Annotated in this window: 29 protein-coding genes; 28 read left to right on the forward strand and 1 reads right to left on the reverse strand. The window is 38.7% G+C overall.

Translation table 11 applies throughout. The features are described from left to right. Positions 1-3: 3 nt before the first annotated feature. Genes RWP19_RS06370 through RWP19_RS06400 form a run of 7 tightly spaced genes read left to right on the forward strand, consistent with a single transcriptional unit; the run spans position 4 to position 5,113 of the window. Complete coding sequence (locus tag RWP19_RS06370) at positions 4-1,164, forward strand: contractile injection system protein, VgrG/Pvc8 family (protein WP_314356931.1); 1,161 nt, start codon at positions 4-6, stop codon at positions 1,162-1,164. Then, positions 1,154-1,621: a phage baseplate assembly protein gene (locus RWP19_RS06375; protein ID WP_314356933.1), complete on the forward strand. Its 468-nt coding sequence runs from the start codon at positions 1,154-1,156 to the stop codon at positions 1,619-1,621. Before RWP19_RS06370 ends, RWP19_RS06375 begins: the two co-directional genes overlap by 11 nt. A 9-nt stretch (positions 1,622-1,630) precedes the next feature. Continuing rightward, positions 1,631-2,107, forward strand: a complete 477-nt coding sequence (locus tag RWP19_RS06380; protein WP_314356934.1) for a phage tail protein — start codon at positions 1,631-1,633, stop codon at positions 2,105-2,107. Positions 2,108-2,109: 2 nt separating this feature from the next. After that, positions 2,110-2,421, forward strand: coding sequence for a GPW/gp25 family protein (locus tag RWP19_RS06385; protein ID WP_314356935.1), 312 nt, complete (start codon positions 2,110-2,112; stop codon positions 2,419-2,421). After that, positions 2,418-3,539, forward strand: a complete 1,122-nt coding sequence (locus RWP19_RS06390; protein WP_314356937.1) for a baseplate J/gp47 family protein — start codon at positions 2,418-2,420, stop codon at positions 3,537-3,539. Before RWP19_RS06385 ends, RWP19_RS06390 begins: the two co-directional genes overlap by 4 nt. Next, a complete protein-coding gene (locus RWP19_RS06395) occupies positions 3,536-4,195 on the forward strand; it encodes a phage tail protein I (RefSeq protein ID WP_314356939.1) in 660 nt (219 codons plus the stop codon). Before RWP19_RS06390 ends, RWP19_RS06395 begins: the two co-directional genes overlap by 4 nt. Before the next feature lie 9 nt (positions 4,196-4,204). Next, the gene (locus RWP19_RS06400) at positions 4,205-5,113 is read left to right on the forward strand and encodes a phage tail protein (protein ID WP_314356941.1); all 909 of its coding nucleotides are present in this window, start codon (positions 4,205-4,207) and stop codon (positions 5,111-5,113) included. Positions 5,114-5,806: 693 nt separating this feature from the next. Here the strand turns inward: RWP19_RS06400 and RWP19_RS06405 are convergent. After that, on the reverse strand, positions 5,807-6,658 hold the full coding sequence (locus tag RWP19_RS06405) for a tyrosine-type recombinase/integrase (protein ID WP_314356942.1): 852 nt from the start codon (positions 6,656-6,658) through the stop codon (positions 5,807-5,809). Positions 6,659-6,684: 26 nt separating this feature from the next. Between RWP19_RS06405 and RWP19_RS06410 the strand changes: the two genes are divergently transcribed. From RWP19_RS06410 to ilvD, 21 genes are all read left to right on the forward strand, one after another. Next, positions 6,685-7,074 (forward strand): hypothetical protein, encoded by a 390-nt coding sequence (locus RWP19_RS06410; RefSeq protein ID WP_314356943.1) that lies wholly within the window; start codon positions 6,685-6,687, stop codon positions 7,072-7,074. 1 nt (position 7,075) lies between these two features. Then, entirely contained in the window at positions 7,076-7,234 is a 159-nt protein-coding gene (locus RWP19_RS06415; RefSeq protein ID WP_314356944.1) for a hypothetical protein, read from the forward strand. After that, positions 7,212-7,550 carry a hypothetical protein gene (locus RWP19_RS06420; protein ID WP_314356945.1) on the forward strand — a complete coding sequence of 113 codons (339 nt, stop codon included), beginning with the start codon at positions 7,212-7,214 and terminating at the stop codon, positions 7,548-7,550. The genes RWP19_RS06415 and RWP19_RS06420 overlap by 23 nt, the downstream gene beginning before the upstream one ends. A 1-nt stretch (position 7,551) precedes the next feature. Then, the gene (locus RWP19_RS06425; protein WP_314356946.1) at positions 7,552-8,808 is read left to right on the forward strand and encodes a hypothetical protein; all 1,257 of its coding nucleotides are present in this window, start codon (positions 7,552-7,554) and stop codon (positions 8,806-8,808) included. A gap of 15 nt (positions 8,809-8,823) precedes the next feature. Continuing rightward, entirely contained in the window at positions 8,824-9,162 is a 339-nt protein-coding gene (locus tag RWP19_RS06430) for a hypothetical protein (RefSeq protein ID WP_314356947.1), read from the forward strand. Further along, positions 9,128-9,511 (forward strand): hypothetical protein, encoded by a 384-nt coding sequence (locus tag RWP19_RS06435; protein ID WP_314356948.1) that lies wholly within the window; start codon positions 9,128-9,130, stop codon positions 9,509-9,511. The genes RWP19_RS06430 and RWP19_RS06435 overlap by 35 nt, the downstream gene beginning before the upstream one ends. Continuing rightward, positions 9,495-10,118, forward strand: coding sequence for a GH25 family lysozyme (locus RWP19_RS06440; RefSeq protein ID WP_314356949.1), 624 nt, complete (start codon positions 9,495-9,497; stop codon positions 10,116-10,118). The genes RWP19_RS06435 and RWP19_RS06440 overlap by 17 nt, the downstream gene beginning before the upstream one ends. Before the next feature lie 13 nt (positions 10,119-10,131). Beyond that, on the forward strand, positions 10,132-10,605 hold the full coding sequence (locus RWP19_RS06445; RefSeq protein WP_314356950.1) for a hypothetical protein: 474 nt from the start codon (positions 10,132-10,134) through the stop codon (positions 10,603-10,605). A 241-nt stretch (positions 10,606-10,846) separates the two neighbouring features. Beyond that, complete coding sequence (locus tag RWP19_RS06450) at positions 10,847-11,014, forward strand: hypothetical protein (RefSeq protein ID WP_314356951.1); 168 nt, start codon at positions 10,847-10,849, stop codon at positions 11,012-11,014. 110 nt (positions 11,015-11,124) lie between these two features. Further along, a complete protein-coding gene (locus tag RWP19_RS06455; protein ID WP_314356952.1) occupies positions 11,125-12,009 on the forward strand; it encodes a Rha family transcriptional regulator in 885 nt (294 codons plus the stop codon). A gap of 376 nt (positions 12,010-12,385) precedes the next feature. Continuing rightward, positions 12,386-12,826, forward strand: coding sequence for a 50S ribosomal protein L13 (rplM, locus tag RWP19_RS06460; protein WP_005381375.1), 441 nt, complete (start codon positions 12,386-12,388; stop codon positions 12,824-12,826). 20 nt (positions 12,827-12,846) lie between these two features. Next, positions 12,847-13,239 carry a 30S ribosomal protein S9 gene (rpsI, locus tag RWP19_RS06465; RefSeq protein WP_005377846.1) on the forward strand — a complete coding sequence of 131 codons (393 nt, stop codon included), beginning with the start codon at positions 12,847-12,849 and terminating at the stop codon, positions 13,237-13,239. A 411-nt stretch (positions 13,240-13,650) separates the two neighbouring features. Beyond that, on the forward strand, positions 13,651-15,186 hold the full coding sequence (locus tag RWP19_RS06470; RefSeq protein ID WP_314356953.1) for a glycine betaine ABC transporter substrate-binding protein: 1,536 nt from the start codon (positions 13,651-13,653) through the stop codon (positions 15,184-15,186). Positions 15,187-15,315: 129 nt separating this feature from the next. Continuing rightward, positions 15,316-16,107, forward strand: a complete 792-nt coding sequence (locus RWP19_RS06475; RefSeq protein ID WP_295210118.1) for an enoyl-CoA hydratase — start codon at positions 15,316-15,318, stop codon at positions 16,105-16,107. Between the two features lie 170 nt (positions 16,108-16,277). Then, on the forward strand, positions 16,278-17,033 hold the full coding sequence (pgl, locus tag RWP19_RS06480) for a 6-phosphogluconolactonase (protein ID WP_314356954.1): 756 nt from the start codon (positions 16,278-16,280) through the stop codon (positions 17,031-17,033). A gap of 36 nt (positions 17,034-17,069) precedes the next feature. Then, on the forward strand, positions 17,070-17,312 hold the full coding sequence (locus RWP19_RS06485) for a twin-arginine translocase TatA/TatE family subunit (protein WP_004695192.1): 243 nt from the start codon (positions 17,070-17,072) through the stop codon (positions 17,310-17,312). Positions 17,313-17,326: 14 nt separating this feature from the next. Next, positions 17,327-17,635: a heavy-metal-associated domain-containing protein gene (locus RWP19_RS06490; RefSeq protein ID WP_295993490.1), complete on the forward strand. Its 309-nt coding sequence runs from the start codon at positions 17,327-17,329 to the stop codon at positions 17,633-17,635. A 67-nt stretch (positions 17,636-17,702) separates the two neighbouring features. Further along, positions 17,703-18,146 (forward strand): cupin domain-containing protein, encoded by a 444-nt coding sequence (locus RWP19_RS06495; protein ID WP_295210109.1) that lies wholly within the window; start codon positions 17,703-17,705, stop codon positions 18,144-18,146. Positions 18,147-18,235: 89 nt separating this feature from the next. Beyond that, positions 18,236-19,639 carry a DASS family sodium-coupled anion symporter gene (locus RWP19_RS06500; RefSeq protein WP_314356955.1) on the forward strand — a complete coding sequence of 468 codons (1,404 nt, stop codon included), beginning with the start codon at positions 18,236-18,238 and terminating at the stop codon, positions 19,637-19,639. Positions 19,640-19,877: 238 nt separating this feature from the next. Next, entirely contained in the window at positions 19,878-20,009 is a 132-nt protein-coding gene (locus RWP19_RS06505; RefSeq protein WP_024066646.1) for a hypothetical protein, read from the forward strand. Between the two features lie 192 nt (positions 20,010-20,201). Next, a complete protein-coding gene (ilvD, locus tag RWP19_RS06510) occupies positions 20,202-21,872 on the forward strand; it encodes a dihydroxy-acid dehydratase (protein ID WP_295210101.1) in 1,671 nt (556 codons plus the stop codon). Positions 21,873-21,892: the final 20 nt, after the last annotated feature.

The raw sequence follows: 21,892 nt of genomic DNA on the forward strand, positions 1-21,892 counted from the left end.
TTTATGAGCTTACAAAAGAGCCTAGCTAAGGTCCAAAAATGGAAAAAGGATTTAACCCCACAAACGAAGCTAGCACGGCGGGCATGGTGTACAATTGGCTACCAACATTGGGGGAGTAAGGAGTCAAAGGATATCACCGACGATATTAGTAAATATCTTCTTGATGTAACTTTCACGGATAACCTTTCAGGCACTGTAGATGACGTGGCTATCTCATTAGAGGATAGGGGGCGTCTGTGGGTCGGTGATTGGTATCCTGTGAAAGGATCATTACTAGAAGTCGCTATTAATACAGTAGCATGGGAGAAATTAGGGGATGAACAATTTACGTTACCAATCGGCAAATTTGAAATCGATGAATTCGAAGGAAGTAGCCTTCCGGATGTAGTCAAAATCAAAGGTGTCGCTATTATCGGTAGTACTGACTTACGGGAGAAGAAGAAAGACAAATCGTGGAAAGATACAACGCTTAAAGCGATTGCTACCGAAAAAGCAAAAGATAATAAGTTAAAGTTAGTATGGGACGCTGATTTTGACCCACCGTTAAAAGATGCCTCTCAAAGTGCTGAATCAGACCTCGCATTCTTGCAGAAATTATGCAATGATGCGGGGTTTTCTCTTAAGGTATCCACCGAGCAGTTGATTATATTCGATGATTACAAATACGAAAACGTGAAGCCTAAAGTTATAATTCGTAGACCAGGTGGACAATATCAACCTGTACAAACTAAAGAAGGTGAACAACCACCTTTGATTATTACTAGGGCAATATCTTATTCGTATAAAAGTAAAACTCGTGAAGTATATCGAGCATGCCATGTGAAATATACAGACAAAGATAAGAAAACTGTAATTGAGGATACATTTGAAGATCCTGACCGTAAGGGCCATACGTACCTTGCTGTATTAGAGGTTAATGAGCAGGTAAAAGACAAGGCTGAAGCAACTAGACTTGCTAAGAAGAAGCTTAGAGAAGCTAATAAAGAAGCGGATACAATGTCTTTTAGTTTTCCTGGGAATCCTCTTATTATGGCATCGGTTACTGTTAAGCTCGAAGGGTTTGGGGTGTTCGATGGTAATTATTTAATTACTAAAGCGACACATACATTAGGGTCTAATTATTCTACGTCGATTGATGTAAGGAGGTGTTTAAATGGCTACTGATTCTATATTATCGACATTATCGGATATGATATTTATCGGAAATGTAGCAAGTACAATTCCAGAAGAGGGTAAAGCCGTAGTTACGCGCCTCGATAGAGAAGGTGTCGTAACGGCACCATTATCTGTCATTAATCGAGGTGCAGCACACGATAAGGACTATTGGATGCCGGCTATCGACGACCAGGTATTATGCATTATGCTACCAAATCGGTCAGGTCGTGGCTTTTCTGATGGATTCATTATTGGGACATTCTTTAGTAGTGCGGATCCAACTCCAGGCGGCGCAGATAATGGTAAACGTGTGCTCACTGTTCCTGGCGATATGACGATCAATGTTGGAGGCACTTTATCAATTAGTGCAAGTAGTGGAGATGTAGTGGTTAATGGTATTTCCTTAGTTCATCATGTTCATGGCGGTGTAGTGTCTGGCGGTTCTACAACATCAGGACCAGAATAGGAGGTATAGATGTATATCGGATATTTAGCGGATATAGTATTCTATACCGCATTAGACAATGTTCTTACTGTATCTGACGTAACGCGTTCAGGTAGTGCTAGATGGGAAAAGCACAATTTGATGCTAGAAAAGCCGGTTAAACAATTTAGTGGTCCGGACGTAGAACAGATTACCTGTAAGATTCTTATTTCTGCATCGCTTGGCCAATCTCCGGATAGTACTGTTAAGAAGTTGCGAAAGTATCGTGATACAGGGGCCGTATTGCCGTTTATTATCGGCGGTAAGCCTGTTAGTCAAAACTACTTTGTAATCATGTCTATGAGCGAAGATAATCTATTCACAGATGCCTACGGTAAGACACAATCCATTGAGGTATCTCTAACCCTTGAAGAATATCCGGACAAGAACACCGTAGAGGAAAAATCTCTTCTTAATAAATATGGTAATACATTTAATAAGGTTAATACGATATTACGGAGGTTCTAGCTATGTCAGCAACGTATGAAATTAAGCCAGTTACGGATAATAGGATATCGCTAGCACCTGAAAGTGAAGTTGCTGAGATTTTGCAAAATGTGCAAACGATTATTTCTACTGTTCGTGGAAGTGTGCCACTAGATAGGGAGTTTGGTATTGATGGCCGTATTATTGATATGCCTATCCATCAAGCTCAAGCGCATCTATCTAATGACATATTTCAACAAATTAAACGGTACGAGCCTCGTGCCAAAATTAGTGATATATCATTTACTGCCACACAAAATGGTGCGTTGATTCCGAAAGTGATGGTGACTATATGAAACTATCTGATTTACCTAATGTTGAATTCTTTAATACAGATAAAGAGCATATTCAACAAAAGGTATTTGATATTTACACAACAATAACAGGGCGAACCTTGGGAGAGGGCGACCCTGTTACTTTATTTTTAAATGTAATTTCGGAAATTATAATCCGATTATTAAACGATGCCAATTATGCAGCAAAGCAAAATTTATTAGCCTACGCAGAAGGTGATAACTTGGATCACGTAGGAGCTGTTCCTGCCGCCGTTGAGCGACTACAGGCAACAAAAGCTACCACAACGCTTCAGGCCACCTTGTCTGCAGTACGTACAAGCTCAGTTATTATCCAAAAGGGGACTAGGGTATCTACTGGAGGTGGCGAATATTTTGCTACTGTTGAGGACTTGGTAATTTTACCTGGACAACTCAGCGGTTCTGTAAAAGCTGAGGCACAAATTGCCGGGGCGCGGGGCAATGGGTTTAAGCCAGGTGAGATAAGCACAATCATTGACCCTATAGCTTACGTGGATACGATGCGTAATATAACTTTATCTGAAGGCGGTTCGGATACAGAGGATGACGAATCGTATCGCGAACGTATTCATGAGGCTCCAGAATCGTTTTCTGTAGCAGGACCTGAAGGGGCGTATGAATATTTCACAAAATCTGCATCGCACCTTGTGGCAGATGTAGGAGTATCTTCTCCACGTCCAGGGGAGGTTAATATTTATCCCTTATTAGCAGGAGGAGGACTTCCAGGGCAAGAATTGCTCAAGACTATTACGGATTATTTATCTGATAAGAAACGTAGACCTCTGACTGATAAGCTGACTGTATTAGCACCTACTACTACGCAATATAACATCGACGCTAAGTATTACATTGAAAAAGGCGCTGATGCCACGGTAGTAAAAGCTAAGGCAGATAAAGCGGTCAATGATTATGTAATATGGCAAAAGTCAAAATTAGGCCGTGATATAGTGCCTAGCCGATTGGTGCAAATGCTTATGGATGTAGCAGGAATTAAACGTGTTGAAGTAACGACGCCCGTATTTACTCCTATTGCAGCGCAAAGTGGAGTAGCAGTAGCTAATACAATCGCTGTAGTATTAGCAGGAAGTGAGGAAGAATGATACTTGATAGTAAGTATTCTAGTGCGGATCATCTTCCGTCCTCAATCGATAAGGAACCAATTAAGTCCCTTGCTAAAACTTGGGACGATATGCTGGCCGAATTTATGAATACATCTACTCTACTATTATGGTCGTCTATTGATACTGAATCAGAGAGTGTAATTGATCATTTAGCATATCAATTACACGTGGATGACTATGACAGCGGGCTACCGATAGCGACTAAACGCGAAATGGTGAAGAATTCAATTGATATTCACCGCCATAAAGGCACGCCATATGCTGTTGAAAAAGCCGTACAGACTATATATTCAGATTCGAAAATAGCAGAATGGTTCGAGTATGGAAGTAAGCCTTATTATTTTAAGGTTACGCTCATTACAGCGCCATTAACCGGTAAATCGGATATTGTTAAGCTTATACGCGCTATCAATGCCGCCAAGAATGTACGGTCCTGGTTAGATGGTATTGAATTCATTCGTCGAATTAACTTCAATAAATATTTTGCCGGGTGGTGCGGTGTAGCTAAAAAAGTGAATATCAAGTGTGACTTTACAAATGCATGGCGTATTAATTTGAATGCCCATGTAACGTCTTACACAGTTGAATCAAAGAAAACGAAGATTAATGTAGCGCTAGATAATAGCGTTAGATAGGAGGAATATATGGCAGAATGGTCAAATGCAACCATGACTGATGTTGGTGCTGCTTTGCAAGCAAAGGTAAATGCGGGCAAGACTAAACTGACATTCACGAAAATCAAAGTCGGTAGTGGTGTTAATGCAACGAATCCATTGGCATTAACTGATGTAATCTCCTCTAAATGGGAGACTACTAATTTTGTAGTTAAGCTAGAAGGTAAAATTGTAAGTGTTGATACAGTTATAACTAATACAGGCGTGCACGAAGCATTCCGAATGTCTGAAATCGGGTTATTTGCACAAGATCCTGATAAAGGCGAAATATTGTATGCATACCTTACGGACCCTGAACCGGACAGAATGCCGGCAGAAAGTGGCTCGGTAGTTGTATCTCAAGAATTAACCATCGGAATGGTATTTAGTAATACAGGAAATGTATCGTTAACTGTTAATATGGGTGCGTTGGTAACACGTGAGCAGTTAACAGAAGCAGTTAAGCAACATAACACAGATATTTCATCTCATCCAGCGATTACGGCTATGATTGCCAAAATCCTTGGTGCAACTAACTGGCAAGAAAATCCAGTTGCTACATTGAAGGATATAAAAAATCTTCTCGGCCAAGGCGCTATCGTGGCATCTAAACTCGATGCTAATGCGGGTTTCGTGAAGTTCGCCAACGGTTTCACTATCCAGTGGGGAATATCGTGGTTTGATGCCAATAAATATTATAAAGATATTTCGCTACCGATTAGCGTCACTGTACTAATTGCCTTAGCTACCGATGACTCTGTTAGTGTTGCTACTTCTGGCGCAGAATGCTTTATTACTTGGAACAGTGGTTTCTCTCAAACTAATAGAACCACTATCCGATTCTTAACCAATAGAGCTGATACAGGTAGCTTTGTTTGGGCAGTCGTAGGGAAGGCTTGATACCCAGTGGATATTATTTAATGCTTATAATCAACCCAAGCCTTGGACTGTGCGCTATCCGATAGAATTTGGGAATAAAACTATCGCTGTTTCTGCTAATAGATATAACGGAGAATATGCATTTTCTGAAATCATTTTATCAACGGCTAGAAATCAGCTGACATATAAAGATAGTGATTATAGAGGACAGCAAGGTGTCGGTGATCAGATTATGTTCATTATCATAGGTAATTAGATAATTCCTAGTGCGAACCAATAATAGCTACCTACATATTGGTCATTTCCGATAAATACTGCTTTTGTATTGTTGCTTTCTCTACCGACATTCGATATATATTTAGGTGTCTCTGAACCTTCCCAAAAGGCATCCATTGCACCTACTATAAATACCGTTGAAAATCGTATAGGATATGTAACTGTGCTCTTTTGTTGATTATCAGTACCACCAATTCCCCACTGGGTACTAAGCTATCCCAACGGCTATCCAGTGTCCCCAGATGTTTCCGATACCTCTTTGGATGCGTCTACCACTTACTTTGAATTTTGTATTATCTAGAAAATTCATTGACAATACCAAAGGGTCTCCCTCAGTATTGGTGTCATTACCAGATATGCTGAACACAGTTCTGAACGCTATTGGGAAACTGACATCGCTGTTATAAGCCAAATTGTATAAAAGTCCCCACTGGGGAGTTATTTTAATAATTCTATAGCTTTTCGTAGCTCACGAATAGTTTTATGGGTGTATACCCTAATGGTGATATCGCCTTGTTTATGGCCTAGTAATGAGCGTAATGCATTAGGCGAGGCTACGGAATCAAGTAAACTTGCAAATGTGTGTCTGGTATCATGGATAGTATGCTTGCAGTTAAGCTGCTTCATAATATTCTGGAAATGCTTACGAAATGTTGTGTAACTGATAGTAAATAGGTAATCGTCAACACAATAGTATATCTGTTCAATTAGGGGCATGATGCGGTGATGTATGGGGATAATACGACCTTCACCAGCTTTCGTTTTAGCGTGTCTTACGATGAGGTATGATGATCGCCTATGGAGGTCTTGCTTGCGTAAATTAAGAAGCTCACCTATGCGGAGACCTGTGTATAGCAGTATTAAAATCATGTGGGAATAAGATGTATCTATCGCCCATAATTTGTTGATTTGTTGACGAGTAAATACTTTTCTCTTAATCGTTGGGATATTAGGGCCTAGGCTTAAGTGCTGGGCGTAATTAGTGATATGGTAATCTTTAATGATGGCGTAATTAAATAATTGATTAAGCAACGTGCGGACTTTCTTACATGACGAGTAGGAAAGTCCTTTTACATGCATGGAATTAATCACGTTCTGAAGGTTCTGGAAATGAATATTCGTGATAGGCATATCCGATATGTTGGATATGTGTTTAAAAGCAATGTAATAAGACTTAACAGCGCTATCAGAAATATATTGTGAGTGGATAGGCAACCACTCGTTAAATAGTTGCCTTAACGTAATCATATTGCGTTGTCTACGTTTTAGAATATTGGCGTAACGGCGCATAATTTCACCTCCGAAAGGATACTACTATGAATCAATATGTATTTATAATAAACGACAAAGGGGAGCGAATTACATCCCTTTGTGATAACACGTTGAGTCGTGAAGATATTATGGCGCAAGCTGAACACGATTACCCAAATGCACAATATGTATATTCCGAAGATGGGGATGCGTGGCTTGATGAATTCATGGCCGGTAAAGTGTATGTAAACGGACAATTCGTTGCGCCTGATCCGTATGTTCCAACAAAGGAAGATAAAATTAACGCTATTAAATCTGAATACGAACCTCGCTTCAAATCCTTAGAAGAAGCACAACGTAGATTGTTATTAATGGGTAAACCTACTACAGCCATTAGCGCACAATATATCAAGTTAAATACCGAAATGGTAACTCGTATTAAGGAGGTGCAGTAATATGCCTAAATTTATTGGCGAAAGTAAAGTACCAGTAATGGAATTCTGCGAATATTGTTGGGAAGTACTAAACGAAGACGGAACATGCCCAACACAGGGCTGTGTCCATAATGATTTAATGGACGAGGTACACAAAGATGAAACTACCAGTCCTACATAATTTGGATGCAATTAAAGGGGAAGTGATTTCTCTTAATATCGGATACAACAATCTTGTTGACGAGACAAATCTCTTTGCTTGTGTTCGTAAATATCCATACGACGAAGAATATAAAGTGAAGTTTAGTATTAACGTCTCTACTGATGCTTTGAAAGATGATGAAGCTTGTAAAATCACTCTTTCTTTAGATACAAATACGCTCGAAGCTGGCAAATACCAATGGGATTTGTTCTTATGGAACGGCGACCGTCCTATTAAATGCCTTGTTAAGGGTCAAGTTAATGTAATTGAAGGCATCAGTAATAGGGGGAAATGATATGAGCGAAGAAAACGTGTATTTAAAACCTTCTGCTGTTGATAGCATCCACATCAATGACACCGGCGAAAGTATTAAAGTCAAAGACAATATTCAACTCGTTAAGTTGCAAGGTCCTAAAGGCGACCCTGGACTACAGGGTCCTCCCGGTCCTCCAGGTGAACCTGGTCGTAATGGTGAACAAGGTATTCAAGGACCTCCTGGACCTCCTGGTAAAGACGGTCTACAAGGTCCAAAAGGTGAACCAGGCCCTCCTGGACCGAAAGGTGAACCAGGGACTCCTGGGCAACGAGGTGCAGACGGTATCCAAGGACCACAGGGCGAACCTGGGAGAAATGGAATTGATGGAATAAATGGTGAACAAGGTCCACCAGGCCCACCGGGCCCTAAAGGAGAGCCGTTCAGATATTCTGACTTTACGCAAGAACAGCTTAACGCTCTTAAAGGCCCTAAAGGCGACCCAGGAGACAGCGCCTCTGTTACCGTTGATAAAGCCCATGACTGGTTATTGGAGAACAATGTATTCGTGAAAGACAATACAGTTGAGGGCGTATTGATGGCTGCTCTACAAGCTATTAATAGTACTACATACTTTGCTAAACCGTATTACAACATCAATATCTCACATCCATTTATTGTTGGCTCGGTTGAAGGTGATGATGTAACACTCGTCGTATCCGGATATGACCATTACAAAGCGCAAGTTAATAATGGCGAACCGGTCGAGATTGTCAATGGAGCTGCTGCTATACCAATCGATAAAGCTACACAAACATTTAATGTTAAATATATTAATATGGTAGGTAAGGTTGTACAGGAAGTGAATGTTAATCGAGACCTTTCTGATTACGACCCAACGGCAGTGGCTGAAACATTTGAGGGGGATGCTGCCACATTTATTCTTAAAGGTAGTAAGCTTACGATTAAGATTAAACCGACTGGTACTAGCCTAGAAATGCCTGATGCATTGAGAACTAAACTCAGCGATGTTAAAACTCTTGAAATTGATTGTTCTATGCCAAACAATCACACCTATAATCCTGTTGATTATTACTTTGTCCCAACAAAAGTTAACATCAAGAACTATGTTAAACAAAACAGTCCGTTCTCGATTAATTTTAAAGGCTCTGCCAACGGACCGACAGAAATTAAGGTTAATGGTGCTGCAAGATTTAATCAATGGATGGATGTAAATACATTACAATCTGATGGATCTAATGGCGTAATGGTAGTTTCAAATGGAACGGACCATTTATAAAAGAAAGGAGTGTCTATGTGGACATGGCAATTTCAATTGGATGATATTCTAACTACATTATCAATCGTAGCAATTATAGGCGGTGCAAGTTACCGCCTTTTAATTTTGCCTATATTAACTAGAATCAGTGAAGAACGTATGCAAGATAATCTACTATTCACAGAGCGTATGAATAAGCTTAATGAAACGCTTGTCGATTTAAAGGATGAAATTAAACTATCAAGGGAACAACGAACAAAGGAGTACGCTGAACGAGTTAAGTTATCTGCGCGTGTTGATGCCCTTGATAATAGGGTTGATGATATTAAGGAGGAACTTCATGAACATACCACCAAATCTCATCAATACGGTTAAAAAATCATATCAATCTGTTAGGGTGGCTAACTTCCACCCTACAGGTATTCTTGCTACAAGGGCACTAGTATTTACCATGCTAGTGCCTATTTTGTTAGTAGTGGTTGAGTATATTATGGTGTTCATTCAAGGATATGTGTCAGATGATATGAATAAGTTGATTAATGTTGGGATTAATATCATAGATCATATCTTTATTCCGTCTGTTTTAACTGCATTAGTAGGATTCCTTGCATTGTGGATTGATAAAGATGGTGATGGCATTCCTGACAAATTGGAAGAACAGCCTAAGTTACCACCATTACCAAACATGGTAGAAAGGAGTGATAAGAATGAAAAAAGGATTTGATATTTCAGCATGGCAAGAGGACGAAAACGGAGCACCTTATTATGATGAGTGCCATATGCAACAAGCCAAAGAAGAAGGCAATGAATTTGTAATCATTAAATTAGGTGAAAACTATAACGTTGATAAATTCTTTGAGCAACATATAACTGCAGCATTAAATGCAGGCCTCGAAGTTGGTGTATATTATTTTAGCCATGCTTACGATGAGGCAACCGCAGTACAAGAGGCGGAATGGGTGATTAACACGCTCAATAGTTATGGGTATACTGATTACCATTTGCAAGATGGCATTTGGTATGACTACGAGGAGCATCGACAATTACGTAATATGATTAATGCTGGTGCATTAACAAGCCAAGGAATGACGAATTGCATTAGTCGATTTGTAAATACATTATGGAGCGCAGGCTTTCAAAATGTAGGTGTATATAGTGGTTATTCCCTATTGTGGGATGAAACATATGCATATAGTCAAATGCCAAGTGTTCCTGTATGGTGTGCACAATATGGCGCAACAGAATGTGACTATCCAGATGTTAAGATTTGGCAATATAGTGACAGTGGATATGTAGCAGGGGCAGAAGTAGATGTTAATTATATGTATTAGGGGGTAAATATGTATGACAAAATCAAAGTATTATTTAATAACCATACTTACCGCTATTTTATTATCGGTGTTATTGTGTTCATCTCTATCTTTTGCATCTGGTACATCTTCCACGAACCAACAGGAAGCCACGATAACAATACCCTTAACACAGTGGAACGAATTGAAAAGCAACAACGAGAAAGCCTTGAACTTAATCGAAGCATCCAACGTTCCATTGACCGAAGCTCAGAACTTAGTCATGAAGCAAAAGAACGAGTTGACCGAAGCGCACAATACAATCAACAAATTGGAGAACGAATTGACGCAAGCCAAGCTTCAATCAATGAAGCAAGAAGTTACCTTAAACGAAATGCAGAACTCTTTGACCGAATTGAAAGGGCAAATAGAGAACGACAAGAAAACCATTAAACGGTTACGGATGCAACGCAATTTGTCTCAAGTATTAGGTGGCGGTGCAATTATTGGTGTAGCGTTCAAACATTAAGGAAGTGATCCCTACATCTCCATAGCGTGTAATGGTGGATACACGCAACTATCAACTATTAGTTGACAGTTGTAAAGTGCTTGTTTATAACTGAATAACATAACAAAAGCCTATCAGCTTAGAATTACATCTAGGTTGATAGGCTGTTTTTATTTTTATTATGAAAGTTTAAAAATTGTTTATTTGACTAAATGCAAGACATAAAGTATATTAAATGCAAGGCATAAAGTGAGGTGATTAAATGAAGCCTAAAATGGGGAGACCAACAATTTCTAATCCAAACTCAAAGAATTTAACAATAAGAATTAGTGAAGAGTTATCAGAGCAATTAGAGAAATATTGTAAAGAGAAAAAAACTACAAAAGGTGAAGTAGTAAGATTGGGAATTGAAATGGTCATAAAAAAATAAGGTACAGAGCACCGTGGAAAGTAAACTGTACCTTATAGGTTAGAGAACATAGTCCTCATGAAATATTATATCATGAATGCTATGTTCCTTTAAAGAAAAAGGAGAGTATCATGAATAAATTAGTAGTAATTAATAATAATCAAATCGTTGTATCTAGTAAAGATTTAGCAGAACATTTTGGAAAACAACATAAGCATGTTATAGAAAATATAAGAGATATTTTATCAGCCGAAAATTCGGCCAATGAATTTTTCCATAAAGAATCATATTCTTACAATGGTAGACGGTTGCCAATGTACTTAATGAACCGTGATGGATTTTCACTCCTTGCTATGGGATTTACAGGAAAGAAAGCATTACAATGGAAGCTAAAATATATTGAAGCTTTCAATGAAATGGAAGAAACATTAAAACAAGGCTACTTAGAAGAGCCTGTAAACCCAAGTGAACTACATTGTAAGACATATAAAGGTGTACCTGTTATAACCATTGGTGATTTTGCAGAAATAGTAAAAAGAAATAGAACAAGTATTCTATGGCATTTAAAAGATAAAGGCTTGTCATATCAACTATTGGAAAAGGAAGAAGTATCTGCCTATAAGAATGAAAACAATATTCTTATGCATAGTGCTATTTCCAAGCTAATTGTATTCACAGAACCTACGGCATATAAAATGGCTAAAATAATGTACAATAATACGGATACTGTTAATGTAGCCCTTGCTAAGTATTTTGGAAAGCAACCGTTAGCGCCAGTAACCAAGATATTGCCGATAGAAGAAAAAATATTTATAGATTCTGATACAGCAACAAAATGCATAGAAGAGCTGGAATCAGAGTTAGCATTAATGAAAGGCATGTTAAAACATTTAACTAGTCTAAAACGTACAAGAGAAGAGCAAAGTTATCAAATGAAATTGATCCGTGAGATAGGGTTTAATATTTTTGATAATACGAGTGCTTTGGAAAAAGAAGTCATGAGTATTATTAAGTAGCATAAGTAATTTTATATAATAGTATATATTATATATACGCTTAAAATCGCTCTGAAATTTCAAGCGTTACTCAACTGTTACTCAACTTTTTAAAATTAAATGCCTTATAAACATAGTAAATAAGCGGTTTTGTAGGACTATAAAAAATGTACTCCAAATAATTTGGCGCTTATGGGAAAACCACTCAGAATTGGGTGGTTTTTTCTTTATGACATGTCACTGTTAAAGGGCTATAACAGTGTAAAAAACAATTGACATAGAACACTAAAATCTGTATACTATTTTGAGTAAGCTTTAGTCGTGTTTCCATTAGCCCCGGAAGCAAAGGACAAGCTGATTTTGGTAGAATTATGACGTTATTAGGAGGATATGCAGCATGAAAACTACATTTATGGCCAATCCGAACACAATCGAACGGAAATGGTATGTTGTTGACGCTGAAGGTAAAACTTTAGGACGCCTTGCTGCCGAAGTTGCAAAAGTTCTTCGGGGCAAAAATAAACCAACTTTCACACCACACGTAGATACTGGTGACCATGTGATCGTTGTAAACGCAGAAAAAATTCGCGTAACTGGTAAAAAATTGGAACAAAAGGAATACTTCCGTCACTCTGGTTACCCAGGGGGTTCCCGTTTCACTAAATTGTCCATGATGCTTGAAAAACAACCTGAACGTGTTGTTGAAATGGCAGTTCGTGGTATGCTTCCAAAAAACAAATTGGGTGCACAACAATACCGTAAATTAAACGTATACGCTGGTCCTGAGCATCCACATGCAGCTCAAAAACCAGAAGTTTTAGAAATTTCCGTACGATAATCTAGAGGGAGGAACATATAATGGCAGTAGCACAATATTACGGCACTGGTCGTAGAAAATCTTCCGTTGCTAGAGTTCGTCTGGTACCGGGCACAGGTAAAATCACTGTTAACAAACGTGAACTTAATGAATATTTCGGTCGCCAAACTTTGGAATTGATCGTAAAACAACCTTTGAACTTGACTAATACAGTTGAACAATACGATGTAATCGCAACTGTAGCTGGTGGCGGTCCATCCGGTCAAGCTGGTGCAATTCGTCACGGTATCTCCCGTGCGTTATTGGACGTAGATGGCGAACTTCGTCAATCTTTGAAAAAAGCTGGCTTCTTGACTCGTGACCCACGTATGAAAGAACGTAAAAAATACGGTCTTAAAAAAGCCCGCAAAGCAAGCCAATTCTCCAAACGTTAATATTTGGACAACAGGTTATTACACCTGCAGACAATGTCTGCAGGTGTTTTTGGTTGCTTAGATTATGGTGACACTAATAATTATCTGTTATGATGATTGTAATGATAAAAGAAAGCGTATCTTGGATAATATGAAATCTGAGTATTATAAATGATAGGAGATATTGCTATGGAATTGATGAAAGCTATTCAATATCGATATACTAAAATAATATGGTGTTGATCATGTCGTGCTAGATGATGGTACTTTGGATAAGCAAATACAAGAAATCGCACTTTATAGTGTAGATGGTGTATTAGAGTTAGTCGGTAGCAATTAGTGGAGTTTTCTTTACTATTTATGCCGGTGAATTTGAGGATTTACCGATAAATATATTTCATAATATATATTTACCTAAGTATCGGAGGGTGTATGATAGAAAATATATATCATTTATTAGTAGAGAATTGGAATTTTTTCTCAGGTCTATTATGGGAGCATATTAGCATAGCTTTGCTTTCCAGTGTAATTGCTATTATTCTAGGAGTAGTTTCGGGTATTTTACTTAACGAGTATCGTCGAACAGTTAATCCGACTATGATGGTTATTAATTTCTTGTATACCATACCATCCATATCCATGCTAGGTTTTTTGATTCCCTTTTCTGGGATTGGTAACGCAACGGCAGTGATTGCTCTAGTGATATATGCATTATTACCGATGGTGAGAAATACATATACTGGGTTAAGTGGTATTGATAAGGAAATGATAGAAGCAGCTACATCACTAGGGTTATCTCGTGTACAATGTTTACTATATATTGAATTGCCTTTAGCCTTTCCGGTAATCATGGTCGGTATACGAAATATGCTAGTTATGACTATAGCGCTTACTGGGGTAGCATCTTTTATTGGTGCCGGAGGTCTTGGGGTAGCTATTTATCGAGGTATTACTACAAATAATACGACTATGACCGTAGCTGGCAGTTTATTGATTGCTTTTTTAGCATTGATTATAGATGGTGTGTTAGGGTTTTTTGAGAAAATCATACTATATAGAGGTCATTGCAAACGTACTTTTAAACGTATTGGTATTGTAGCCTCAATTGTGATAATTAGTGGTATTGGTGTGTTTATGTGGCCGTCGCAACAAACCAACGTAATTCACGTAGCTACAAAACCGATGACAGAACAGTTAATTTTGGGCGATATGTTGAAACTTCTTATTGAACAGGATACGGATTTATCTGTTGAAGTAACAGCCGGAGTGGGTGGAGGAACCTCTAATATTCAACCGGCCATGGAGTCCGGTCAATTCGATATCTATCCTGAATATACAGGCACCGGTTGGAATGCAGTACTAAAACGAGACACGCAATATAGTGAAGATTTATTTGATGAATTACAGCGCGCTTACGAGGATACATATCAATTTAAATGGGTCGGTATGTACGGTTTTAATAATACATATGGAATGGCTGTACGTAAGGATATTGCTAATAAATATAATTTGAAAACATATTCAGATTTAGCGAAGGTTTCATCACAATTAATTTTAGGCGGAGAATATGATTTCTTCGGGCGCCAAGATGGGTATTCGGGGTTACAGCGGGTATATGGCATGCACTTTAAAGATACGAAAGATATGGATATAGGTTTGAAATATCAGGCTATTAAAAGCGGACATGTGGATGCTATGCCTATATTTACCACTGACGGTCAGTTGAGTCATGCGTCTATTGTCGTTCTTGAGGATGATAAACATTTATATCCATCATATGTTTGTGGTAATGTGGTTAGAATGGATGTGCTAAAGAAGCATCCTGAGCTAGAAGCGGTATTGCTGAAATTGACACATACGATTACGGATCAGGATATGTCATATATGAACTATGAGGTGGAATCGGAAGGACAGAAACCTCATGATGTTGCTGAGCGATACTTACGCACCAAAGGTTTGTTATACTAACGTGGGTTGCTAAAGGGTACATAGTATTGTGATTATAAGATTACATTTACATCTATATTTAATTCCCCTATAATAGAAATATATAATCGAAATTTTTCGAATAATAGATTTTCATATAGGAGAACTCATATGATTTATAATACAATTCAATACGTAGTAGATAACGGTATTGGCACGTTAACATTTAATCGTCCAGCGGTGGCGAATGGTTTTAACATCGAAATGTGTAAGGAGATCCTTGAGGTCTTAGACAATGCACATCATGATGAAAGTGTTCGTGCATTGCTCATTAATGCAGAGGGGAAAGTATTCTCTGCTGGCGGTGATTTAACAGAAATGGAACGTGCTGTAAATGATGGCGATACAGAGTCTTTATTTGAAATCGTAGAATTAGTAGCTCAGATTTCTATGGCTATAAAACGCTTACCTAAACCTGTTATTATGAGTCTTCAAGGTGCTGCAGCAGGTGCAGCGTTCAACATGGCGTTAGCTGCAGACTTTGTAGTAGCTGCTAACAATGTACGCTTTATACAAGCTTTCGTAAATGTAGGTCTTGTTCCTGATGCAGGCGGTTTGTTCTTGTTGACTCGTTCCATTGGTATGAACCGTGCCATGCATATTGTTATGACTGGAGAAGCTGTTTCTGCTGAAAAAGGTAAGGAATGGGGCTTTGTATATAAGGTGTGTGAACCAGAGGATCTAGAGACTGCTACACGACGTCTTGTTGAGAAATTAGCCAAAGGCCCTGCGCAATCTTACCGCGTTATGAAAGAAATGATGTGGAATAGTTTCTTAGTAGGTTGGGAAGAATATAAGAAATTTGAAGTAGAAAATCAATGTTCCCTAGGCCTTTCTGAAGATTTTAAAGAAGGTGTACGAGCTTTTACAGAACGTCGTCGTCCTAAATTTGGTCAAAAATAATAATTATTCTCTTGTAATTCTATGAAATATCATGTATTTTATAATCAGTTACTAATATAATTCGAACCGATGTGGCTCTATATATTGAGTTACATCGGTTTTTGCTTTTATTATGAAGCAAAAGTGTATATAATAGTACTATTAGAATAGTTTTAGGAGGTCATTATTACATGGCTCAAGATACAATTAAATGTTATGACAGTCCTAGTGATGTAGTCCAAGCTTTGGCAGAGGATTTCATTACTTTCACCAATGATGAAATTAGCCGTACCGATACATGCGTTGTGGGTATTACAGGGGGCACTGTTGTAAATGGTTTGTTAGAATTACTTAACTCTCCTGAATATATTGAGCGCCTCAATTGGGAACGCATATTCTTCTTGTGGACTGATGAACGTTTTCTACCGCAAGCACATGAGGATAATTACTTTAATCGCGTAAAACCTCATTTGCTATGCAAAGCAAAGGGAGCTGCTCATTTCTTACCTATCAATACGGATTCCAAAACCGTTGTGGAAGCGGCTGAAGAATATGAGAAAGAGGTTCGTAATGTCCTCAAGGCTTGTAAGAAATCTGGTTTAGATTTAGCATTGCTTGATCTAGGCGAGGATGGTCATACGGCGGGATTATTTGCAGGCTCTCACGCACTGCGTGTTGCTAATCAAGAGGTAGTGGCTGTTGAGGATGGCAAGGTATGGGAACGCATTTCTATGACATTCTCGTTCTTAGCTAAATCCGATGCTGTTTGGTTTACTGTAACTGGTGAAAGTAAGCGTACTGCATTGACAAAGGTATTGTATCAACGCGAAGATTATGAAGATTTAACGTGGGACAAACGCATTGGTCGCACATTGCCTGGTGCTGTACTTTCACAAGAGGCCATAACCTGGTATGTGGACAAGGCGGCCTATAATGATGTACACTAAAAGATGTAAGTTTTAGTAAATATAAAGGAGATACATATGGGATCTATAGGAACACCTGAATTAATAGTTATATTAGTGATCGCTTTAGTTATCTTCGGACCTGGTAAATTACCTGAAGTAGGTAAAGCAATTGGTAAGGGCATCAATGAATTCAAAGATGCTATTTCCGGCCCTAAGAAAGCTGTTGATGAAACGAAAGAAGCCGTTAAAAAGGCGACTACGATTGACGTAACAGCAGGGGCTAAAAACGACGATAAACATAAAGAAGCTAATGATTAATAGGAGGTATCACTATGTGTAAAGATTGTGGTTGCGGTGAAGATAATGGCGTTGTAACAAAGGTATTTGCTGTACCTGGTATGATGTGCAATAACTGTAAAGAAACTGTTGAAGGTGCATCCCTTGGCTTACCTGGCGTTTTGAGCGCAGAGGTAAATTTGCCAGAGAAAACAGCGACTGTTTCTTTTGATCCAGCAAAAGTATCTGTTGATGTTATTACAAAAGCTATTGAACGTACAGGTTTTGAAGTAGAAAGCGTTGCAGATGGTGTACAAAAACATAGTCATGGTTTATTAGGGACTTTGAAACGTTTCTTTAAATAATCGAACCGATAGGGCTGTATTGAAACACTGTTTCGATGCAGCCCTTTTTGTGTAAAGAGGTAATACAATGATACGCAAGTTTGATGCTAAAAATTTCAAGTGGGATGGCGTTGATACCTTGGTATACAAGCAAGATGGTAGCCCTTTTAAAGATGTAACACGTCAAGTTTTATACGATGGAGCCTTTGATATTCCATGCCAATTCCGCTATTTTGAATGCTTGCCAGGTGGTTACTCCACACTAGAATATCATGAACATACACATATGGTTATGATATTCCGTGGGAAGGGTCAAGTCTTATTAGGCGATGAAATCCATGATGTAGAAGCTGGTGATTTTATTGAAATTCCAGGTAAAACGATACATCAATTCCGGGCTAATAAAGGAGATTATATTGGGTTCCTTTGCTTGGTTAACCAAGATCGGGACAAGGTAAAATTATTAACCCCTCAAGAGATGGATACGTTGCGCTCTAATCCAAAGATTAAAGAATTTTTAGAAAGTTGCTAATTTATATGGCGGTTATGTGTGATGACCGCCATATAGTTTTTTATAATCAACTGTAACTATTGATATGTATAGTTTGATAGGGAGGTTCTATGAATACCTTTACACGCGCCGCCCTGACGGTACTAGTAGGATTAGTGATCTGGTTCTTGCCTCATACGGAGGCAATTAAGCCTGAAGGATGGCATTTATTAGCTATCTTCACGGCTACAATTGTAGGTTTTATTTTACGACCTTGGCCAACAGGCATTATGGCACTCTTTGGTATTGTTGCGGCAGTAGCAACAAATTCTATTACCATGGTGCAAGCATTAGGTGGTTACGCTGAAGCTAATGTATGGCTTATCGTAGCAGCAGTATTCTTTTCTAGAGGTATTATTAATTCTGGCCTTGGTAAGCGTATTGCCTATACATTGATTCGTGCCTTTGGTACTAGCTCTTTAAAGTTAGCCTATGCCTTGGCTTGTACTGATCTTATTATTTCTCCTGCCACACCATCTAATACGGCACGTGGAGGGGGTATTATTTTCCCAATCGTACAAAATATTTCGTTAGCCTTTGATTCTGAACCGTATGGGAATACGGCACGTCGTATAGGGGCGTATTTGATGACTACGGCCCACACTATCAATACCATAACGGTAACTATCTTTTTGACTGCCTGTAGCGGTAACTTATTGATTACATCATTAGGTGCTAAATTATTTGGCTATGATATTTCGTGGTGGGAATGGTTCCAAGCAGGTGTCATCCCTGGTGTACTTTGTATGATTTTGATGCCTTGGTTTATTTATAAAATCTATCCACCTGAAATCAAGGAGACACCTCAAGCAGCGGTAATGGCCCAAAAAGAGCTAGATATACTAGGTCCTATTACAAAGGCTGAAATTTCAGTGGCTATTATTTTTGTGCTTTGTATTTTACTTTGGTCCACAGCGATTTGGACGAAGTTACATCCAACCGTAGTTGCAATGATGGGTGTACTTGCTTGTGTAGTTACAGGGGCTCTCACATGGGAAGATATTCTTGGTGAACGTACAGGTTGGGATATTCTTATCTGGATGGGCACACTCGTAGGTATGGCTGGCTTGCTTGGCAAATTAGGTGTTGTAGCTGTATTTGCAGATTTTGTGAGTCAACATCTTGTAGGGATTGATTGGTTCTGGGCATCTTTTATTATCTCCGCAACCTTTGTTTACTCTCAATACTTTTTTGCTAGCGGTACAGCTCGTATCACAGCTTTATTCTCCGCCTTTGCAGCTATTTTAGTAGCGATGGGGGCGCCAATTCCATTCACGATTTTGCTCTTTGGTTTGATGAATAGCCCTGGCTGTACATTGACACATTATAGTTCTGGTGTAACACCAATCTTCTTTGGTGCTGGTTATGTACCACAAGGAACATGGTGGCGTGTAGGTCTGACGATTTCTGTGGTTAGTTTCTTAATTCATTTCTGGGGTGGTACCCTTGGTATGTGGCTATTTGGTATCCTATAATGTTTTAAAATCCCTCACGGCAGTGAGGGATTTTTTATTTGTTTTACCTATTTACTAGTTTGTTATCGTTTTATTTTCTATGTATATTAGACAGGTAGTGTATTATTTATTATTGCTATAGTTTTTATATATGGTAAACTTTAAAAATTTATATAATAAATCTATAGAATGTTTATTGCACGACATTATATAAAGTGTTATTATTATTTTATGATTACAGATTACTTTAGGAGGAAACATGTTGGGTTTAGTCATTAGCTTGTTGATTATTGCGCTCGTCGTGATTATTAAAGACATTCGAATTATGAACAACAACTTAACACGTTTTTGTCTTAGAAGTTCCACGAATGGTTTAATATACAATCAATAAGATTTGACTATACAGTTTGTTTCTTATGTGTATTTATTCCAAGGGATACATAGGTCATTTATGTATATAGGAATTCTGTAAACAAAAGGAATATCATTGGTAAACTTTTAAGACGATTCATAAGAATCGTCTTTTTTTATTCAGTTGAAAGGTATCCAAGTGGATGCTTTCAAGAAAAGTGAGGAGATTAACATGAGTTGTAGAAGTGACAATTTAAAAACAGGCGTAGCACGTGCACCACACAGATCTTTGCTAAAAGCTCTAGGCTTTGTTGATGAAGAAATGGGCAGACCAGTTATTGGTATTGCAAACTCCTTTAACGAAATTATCCCTGGTCACGTGGGCTTGAAAAATATTGTACAAGCCGTAAAAGACGGCATTCGCAACGCAGGTGGTGTACCAATCGAGTTCAATACAATCGGTATTTGCGATGGCTTGGCTATGAACCATATTGGTATGAAATACTCCTTGGTAACACGTAATATTATTGCTGACTCTATCGAAGCAACAGCTATGGCAACACCATTTGATGCTATGGTATTCATTCCAAACTGCGATAAAGTAGTACCTGGTATGTTGATTGCTGCGGCTCGTCTAAACATTCCATCTGTATTCGTGTCTGGTGGTGCTATGCTTGCAGGCGTACATAATGGTAAAAAAATTGGTTTATCCGATGTATTCGAAGCTGTAGGTAAACATCAAACTGGTGAAATGGGCGATGCAGAATTAGCGGAAATTGAAAATACTGCATGTCCTACATGTGGTTCTTGCTCCGGTATGTACACAGCTAATACAATGAACTGCTTAACAGAAGCTCTTGGTATGGGCCTTCCTGGTAACGGTACTATCCCTGCTGTATATTCTGAACGTTTGCGTCTTGCTAAGTTGGCTGGTATGCAAGCTGTAGAGGTATTAAAAGCAAATCTTCGTCCGAAAGACATTATGACTCGCGAAGCTTTTGAAAATGCAGTAGCTCTAGATATGGCTTTGGGTGGTTCTTCCAATACAGCACTCCATTTGCCAGCTATCGCTCACGAAGCAGGTGTACCATTGTCCTTGGACGATTTCGATCGCATTGCACAAAACACACCTCAATTATCTAAACTTTCCCCATCTGGCAAATACTTCATCGAAGACTTGTATGCTGCTGGCGGCGTATCTGCTGTGTTAAAACGTTTAGCTGAAAATGGTCGTTTGCATACAGATTGCAAAACTGTAGCGCTTAAAACTCAAGGCGAAATTGCAGCGGTTGCTCATGTAACTGATGAAGATGTTATTCACCCTTGGAATAATCCTGTTCATGAAACAGGTGGTATCGCTGTTCTTAAAGGTAATCTTGCTGTAGACGGTTCCGTAGTAAAAGCCGGTGCCGTAGATGATGATATGCTTGTTCACTCTGGCCCAGCAAAAGTATTTAATAGCGAAGAAGAAGCTGTTGAAGCTATTACAGGCGGTAAAATCGTAAAAGGTGATGTTGTAGTTATCCGTTACGAAGGCCCTAAAGGTGGTCCTGGCATGCGCGAAATGTTGACACCAACATCTATGATCGCAGGTATGGGTCTTGATAAAGACGTAGCATTGTTGACTGACGGTCGTTTCTCTGGTGCTACTCGTGGTGCATCCATTGGTCACGTATCTCCAGAAGCAGCTGCTGGTGGCACAATTGCTATTGTTGAAGATGGAGATATTATCAACATCGATATTCCAAACGGCAAATTGGAATTAGCTGTATCTGACGAAGAAATCGCTCGTCGTAAAGCAGCTTTGAAACCATTCAAATCCAATGTAACTGGATATCTTAAAAAATACGCTCTTCACGTATCCTCTGCAGCACAAGGTGCTATTGAAGTATTGGAAGACTAATATTAGACTTTAATTTAATA

The sequence above is a fragment of the uncultured Veillonella sp. genome, from assembly GCF_963522475.1.
In the GTDB taxonomy this organism is placed as follows: Bacteria; Bacillota; Negativicutes; order Veillonellales; family Veillonellaceae; genus Veillonella.

Excerpts from the sequence above, each read along its gene's own strand:
- RWP19_RS06370 (WP_314356931.1), top strand. The coding sequence starts at position 4 with ATGAGCTTACAAAAGAGCCTAGCTAAGGTCCAAAAATGGAAAAAGGAT.
- RWP19_RS06375 (WP_314356933.1), top strand. The coding sequence starts at position 1,154 with ATGGCTACTGATTCTATATTATCGACATTATCGGATATGATATTTATC.
- RWP19_RS06380 (WP_314356934.1), top strand. The coding sequence starts at position 1,631 with ATGTATATCGGATATTTAGCGGATATAGTATTCTATACCGCATTAGAC.
- RWP19_RS06385 (WP_314356935.1), top strand. The coding sequence starts at position 2,110 with ATGTCAGCAACGTATGAAATTAAGCCAGTTACGGATAATAGGATATCG.
- RWP19_RS06390 (WP_314356937.1), top strand. The coding sequence starts at position 2,418 with ATGAAACTATCTGATTTACCTAATGTTGAATTCTTTAATACAGATAAA.
- RWP19_RS06395 (WP_314356939.1), top strand. The coding sequence starts at position 3,536 with ATGATACTTGATAGTAAGTATTCTAGTGCGGATCATCTTCCGTCCTCA.
- RWP19_RS06400 (WP_314356941.1), top strand. The coding sequence starts at position 4,205 with ATGGCAGAATGGTCAAATGCAACCATGACTGATGTTGGTGCTGCTTTG.
- RWP19_RS06405 (WP_314356942.1), bottom strand. The coding sequence starts at position 6,658 with ATGCGCCGTTACGCCAATATTCTAAAACGTAGACAACGCAATATGATT.
- RWP19_RS06410 (WP_314356943.1), top strand. The coding sequence starts at position 6,685 with ATGAATCAATATGTATTTATAATAAACGACAAAGGGGAGCGAATTACA.
- RWP19_RS06415 (WP_314356944.1), top strand. The coding sequence starts at position 7,076 with ATGCCTAAATTTATTGGCGAAAGTAAAGTACCAGTAATGGAATTCTGC.
- RWP19_RS06420 (WP_314356945.1), top strand. The coding sequence starts at position 7,212 with ATGAAACTACCAGTCCTACATAATTTGGATGCAATTAAAGGGGAAGTG.
- RWP19_RS06425 (WP_314356946.1), top strand. The coding sequence starts at position 7,552 with ATGAGCGAAGAAAACGTGTATTTAAAACCTTCTGCTGTTGATAGCATC.
- RWP19_RS06430 (WP_314356947.1), top strand. The coding sequence starts at position 8,824 with ATGTGGACATGGCAATTTCAATTGGATGATATTCTAACTACATTATCA.
- RWP19_RS06435 (WP_314356948.1), top strand. The coding sequence starts at position 9,128 with ATGAACATACCACCAAATCTCATCAATACGGTTAAAAAATCATATCAA.
- RWP19_RS06440 (WP_314356949.1), top strand. The coding sequence starts at position 9,495 with ATGAAAAAAGGATTTGATATTTCAGCATGGCAAGAGGACGAAAACGGA.
- RWP19_RS06445 (WP_314356950.1), top strand. The coding sequence starts at position 10,132 with ATGACAAAATCAAAGTATTATTTAATAACCATACTTACCGCTATTTTA.
- RWP19_RS06450 (WP_314356951.1), top strand. The coding sequence starts at position 10,847 with ATGAAGCCTAAAATGGGGAGACCAACAATTTCTAATCCAAACTCAAAG.
- RWP19_RS06455 (WP_314356952.1), top strand. The coding sequence starts at position 11,125 with ATGAATAAATTAGTAGTAATTAATAATAATCAAATCGTTGTATCTAGT.
- rplM (WP_005381375.1), top strand. The coding sequence starts at position 12,386 with ATGAAAACTACATTTATGGCCAATCCGAACACAATCGAACGGAAATGG.
- rpsI (WP_005377846.1), top strand. The coding sequence starts at position 12,847 with ATGGCAGTAGCACAATATTACGGCACTGGTCGTAGAAAATCTTCCGTT.
- RWP19_RS06470 (WP_314356953.1), top strand. The coding sequence starts at position 13,651 with ATGATAGAAAATATATATCATTTATTAGTAGAGAATTGGAATTTTTTC.
- RWP19_RS06475 (WP_295210118.1), top strand. The coding sequence starts at position 15,316 with ATGATTTATAATACAATTCAATACGTAGTAGATAACGGTATTGGCACG.
- pgl (WP_314356954.1), top strand. The coding sequence starts at position 16,278 with ATGGCTCAAGATACAATTAAATGTTATGACAGTCCTAGTGATGTAGTC.
- RWP19_RS06485 (WP_004695192.1), top strand. The coding sequence starts at position 17,070 with ATGGGATCTATAGGAACACCTGAATTAATAGTTATATTAGTGATCGCT.
- RWP19_RS06490 (WP_295993490.1), top strand. The coding sequence starts at position 17,327 with ATGTGTAAAGATTGTGGTTGCGGTGAAGATAATGGCGTTGTAACAAAG.
- RWP19_RS06495 (WP_295210109.1), top strand. The coding sequence starts at position 17,703 with ATGATACGCAAGTTTGATGCTAAAAATTTCAAGTGGGATGGCGTTGAT.
- RWP19_RS06500 (WP_314356955.1), top strand. The coding sequence starts at position 18,236 with ATGAATACCTTTACACGCGCCGCCCTGACGGTACTAGTAGGATTAGTG.
- RWP19_RS06505 (WP_024066646.1), top strand. The coding sequence starts at position 19,878 with ATGTTGGGTTTAGTCATTAGCTTGTTGATTATTGCGCTCGTCGTGATT.
- ilvD (WP_295210101.1), top strand. The coding sequence starts at position 20,202 with ATGAGTTGTAGAAGTGACAATTTAAAAACAGGCGTAGCACGTGCACCA.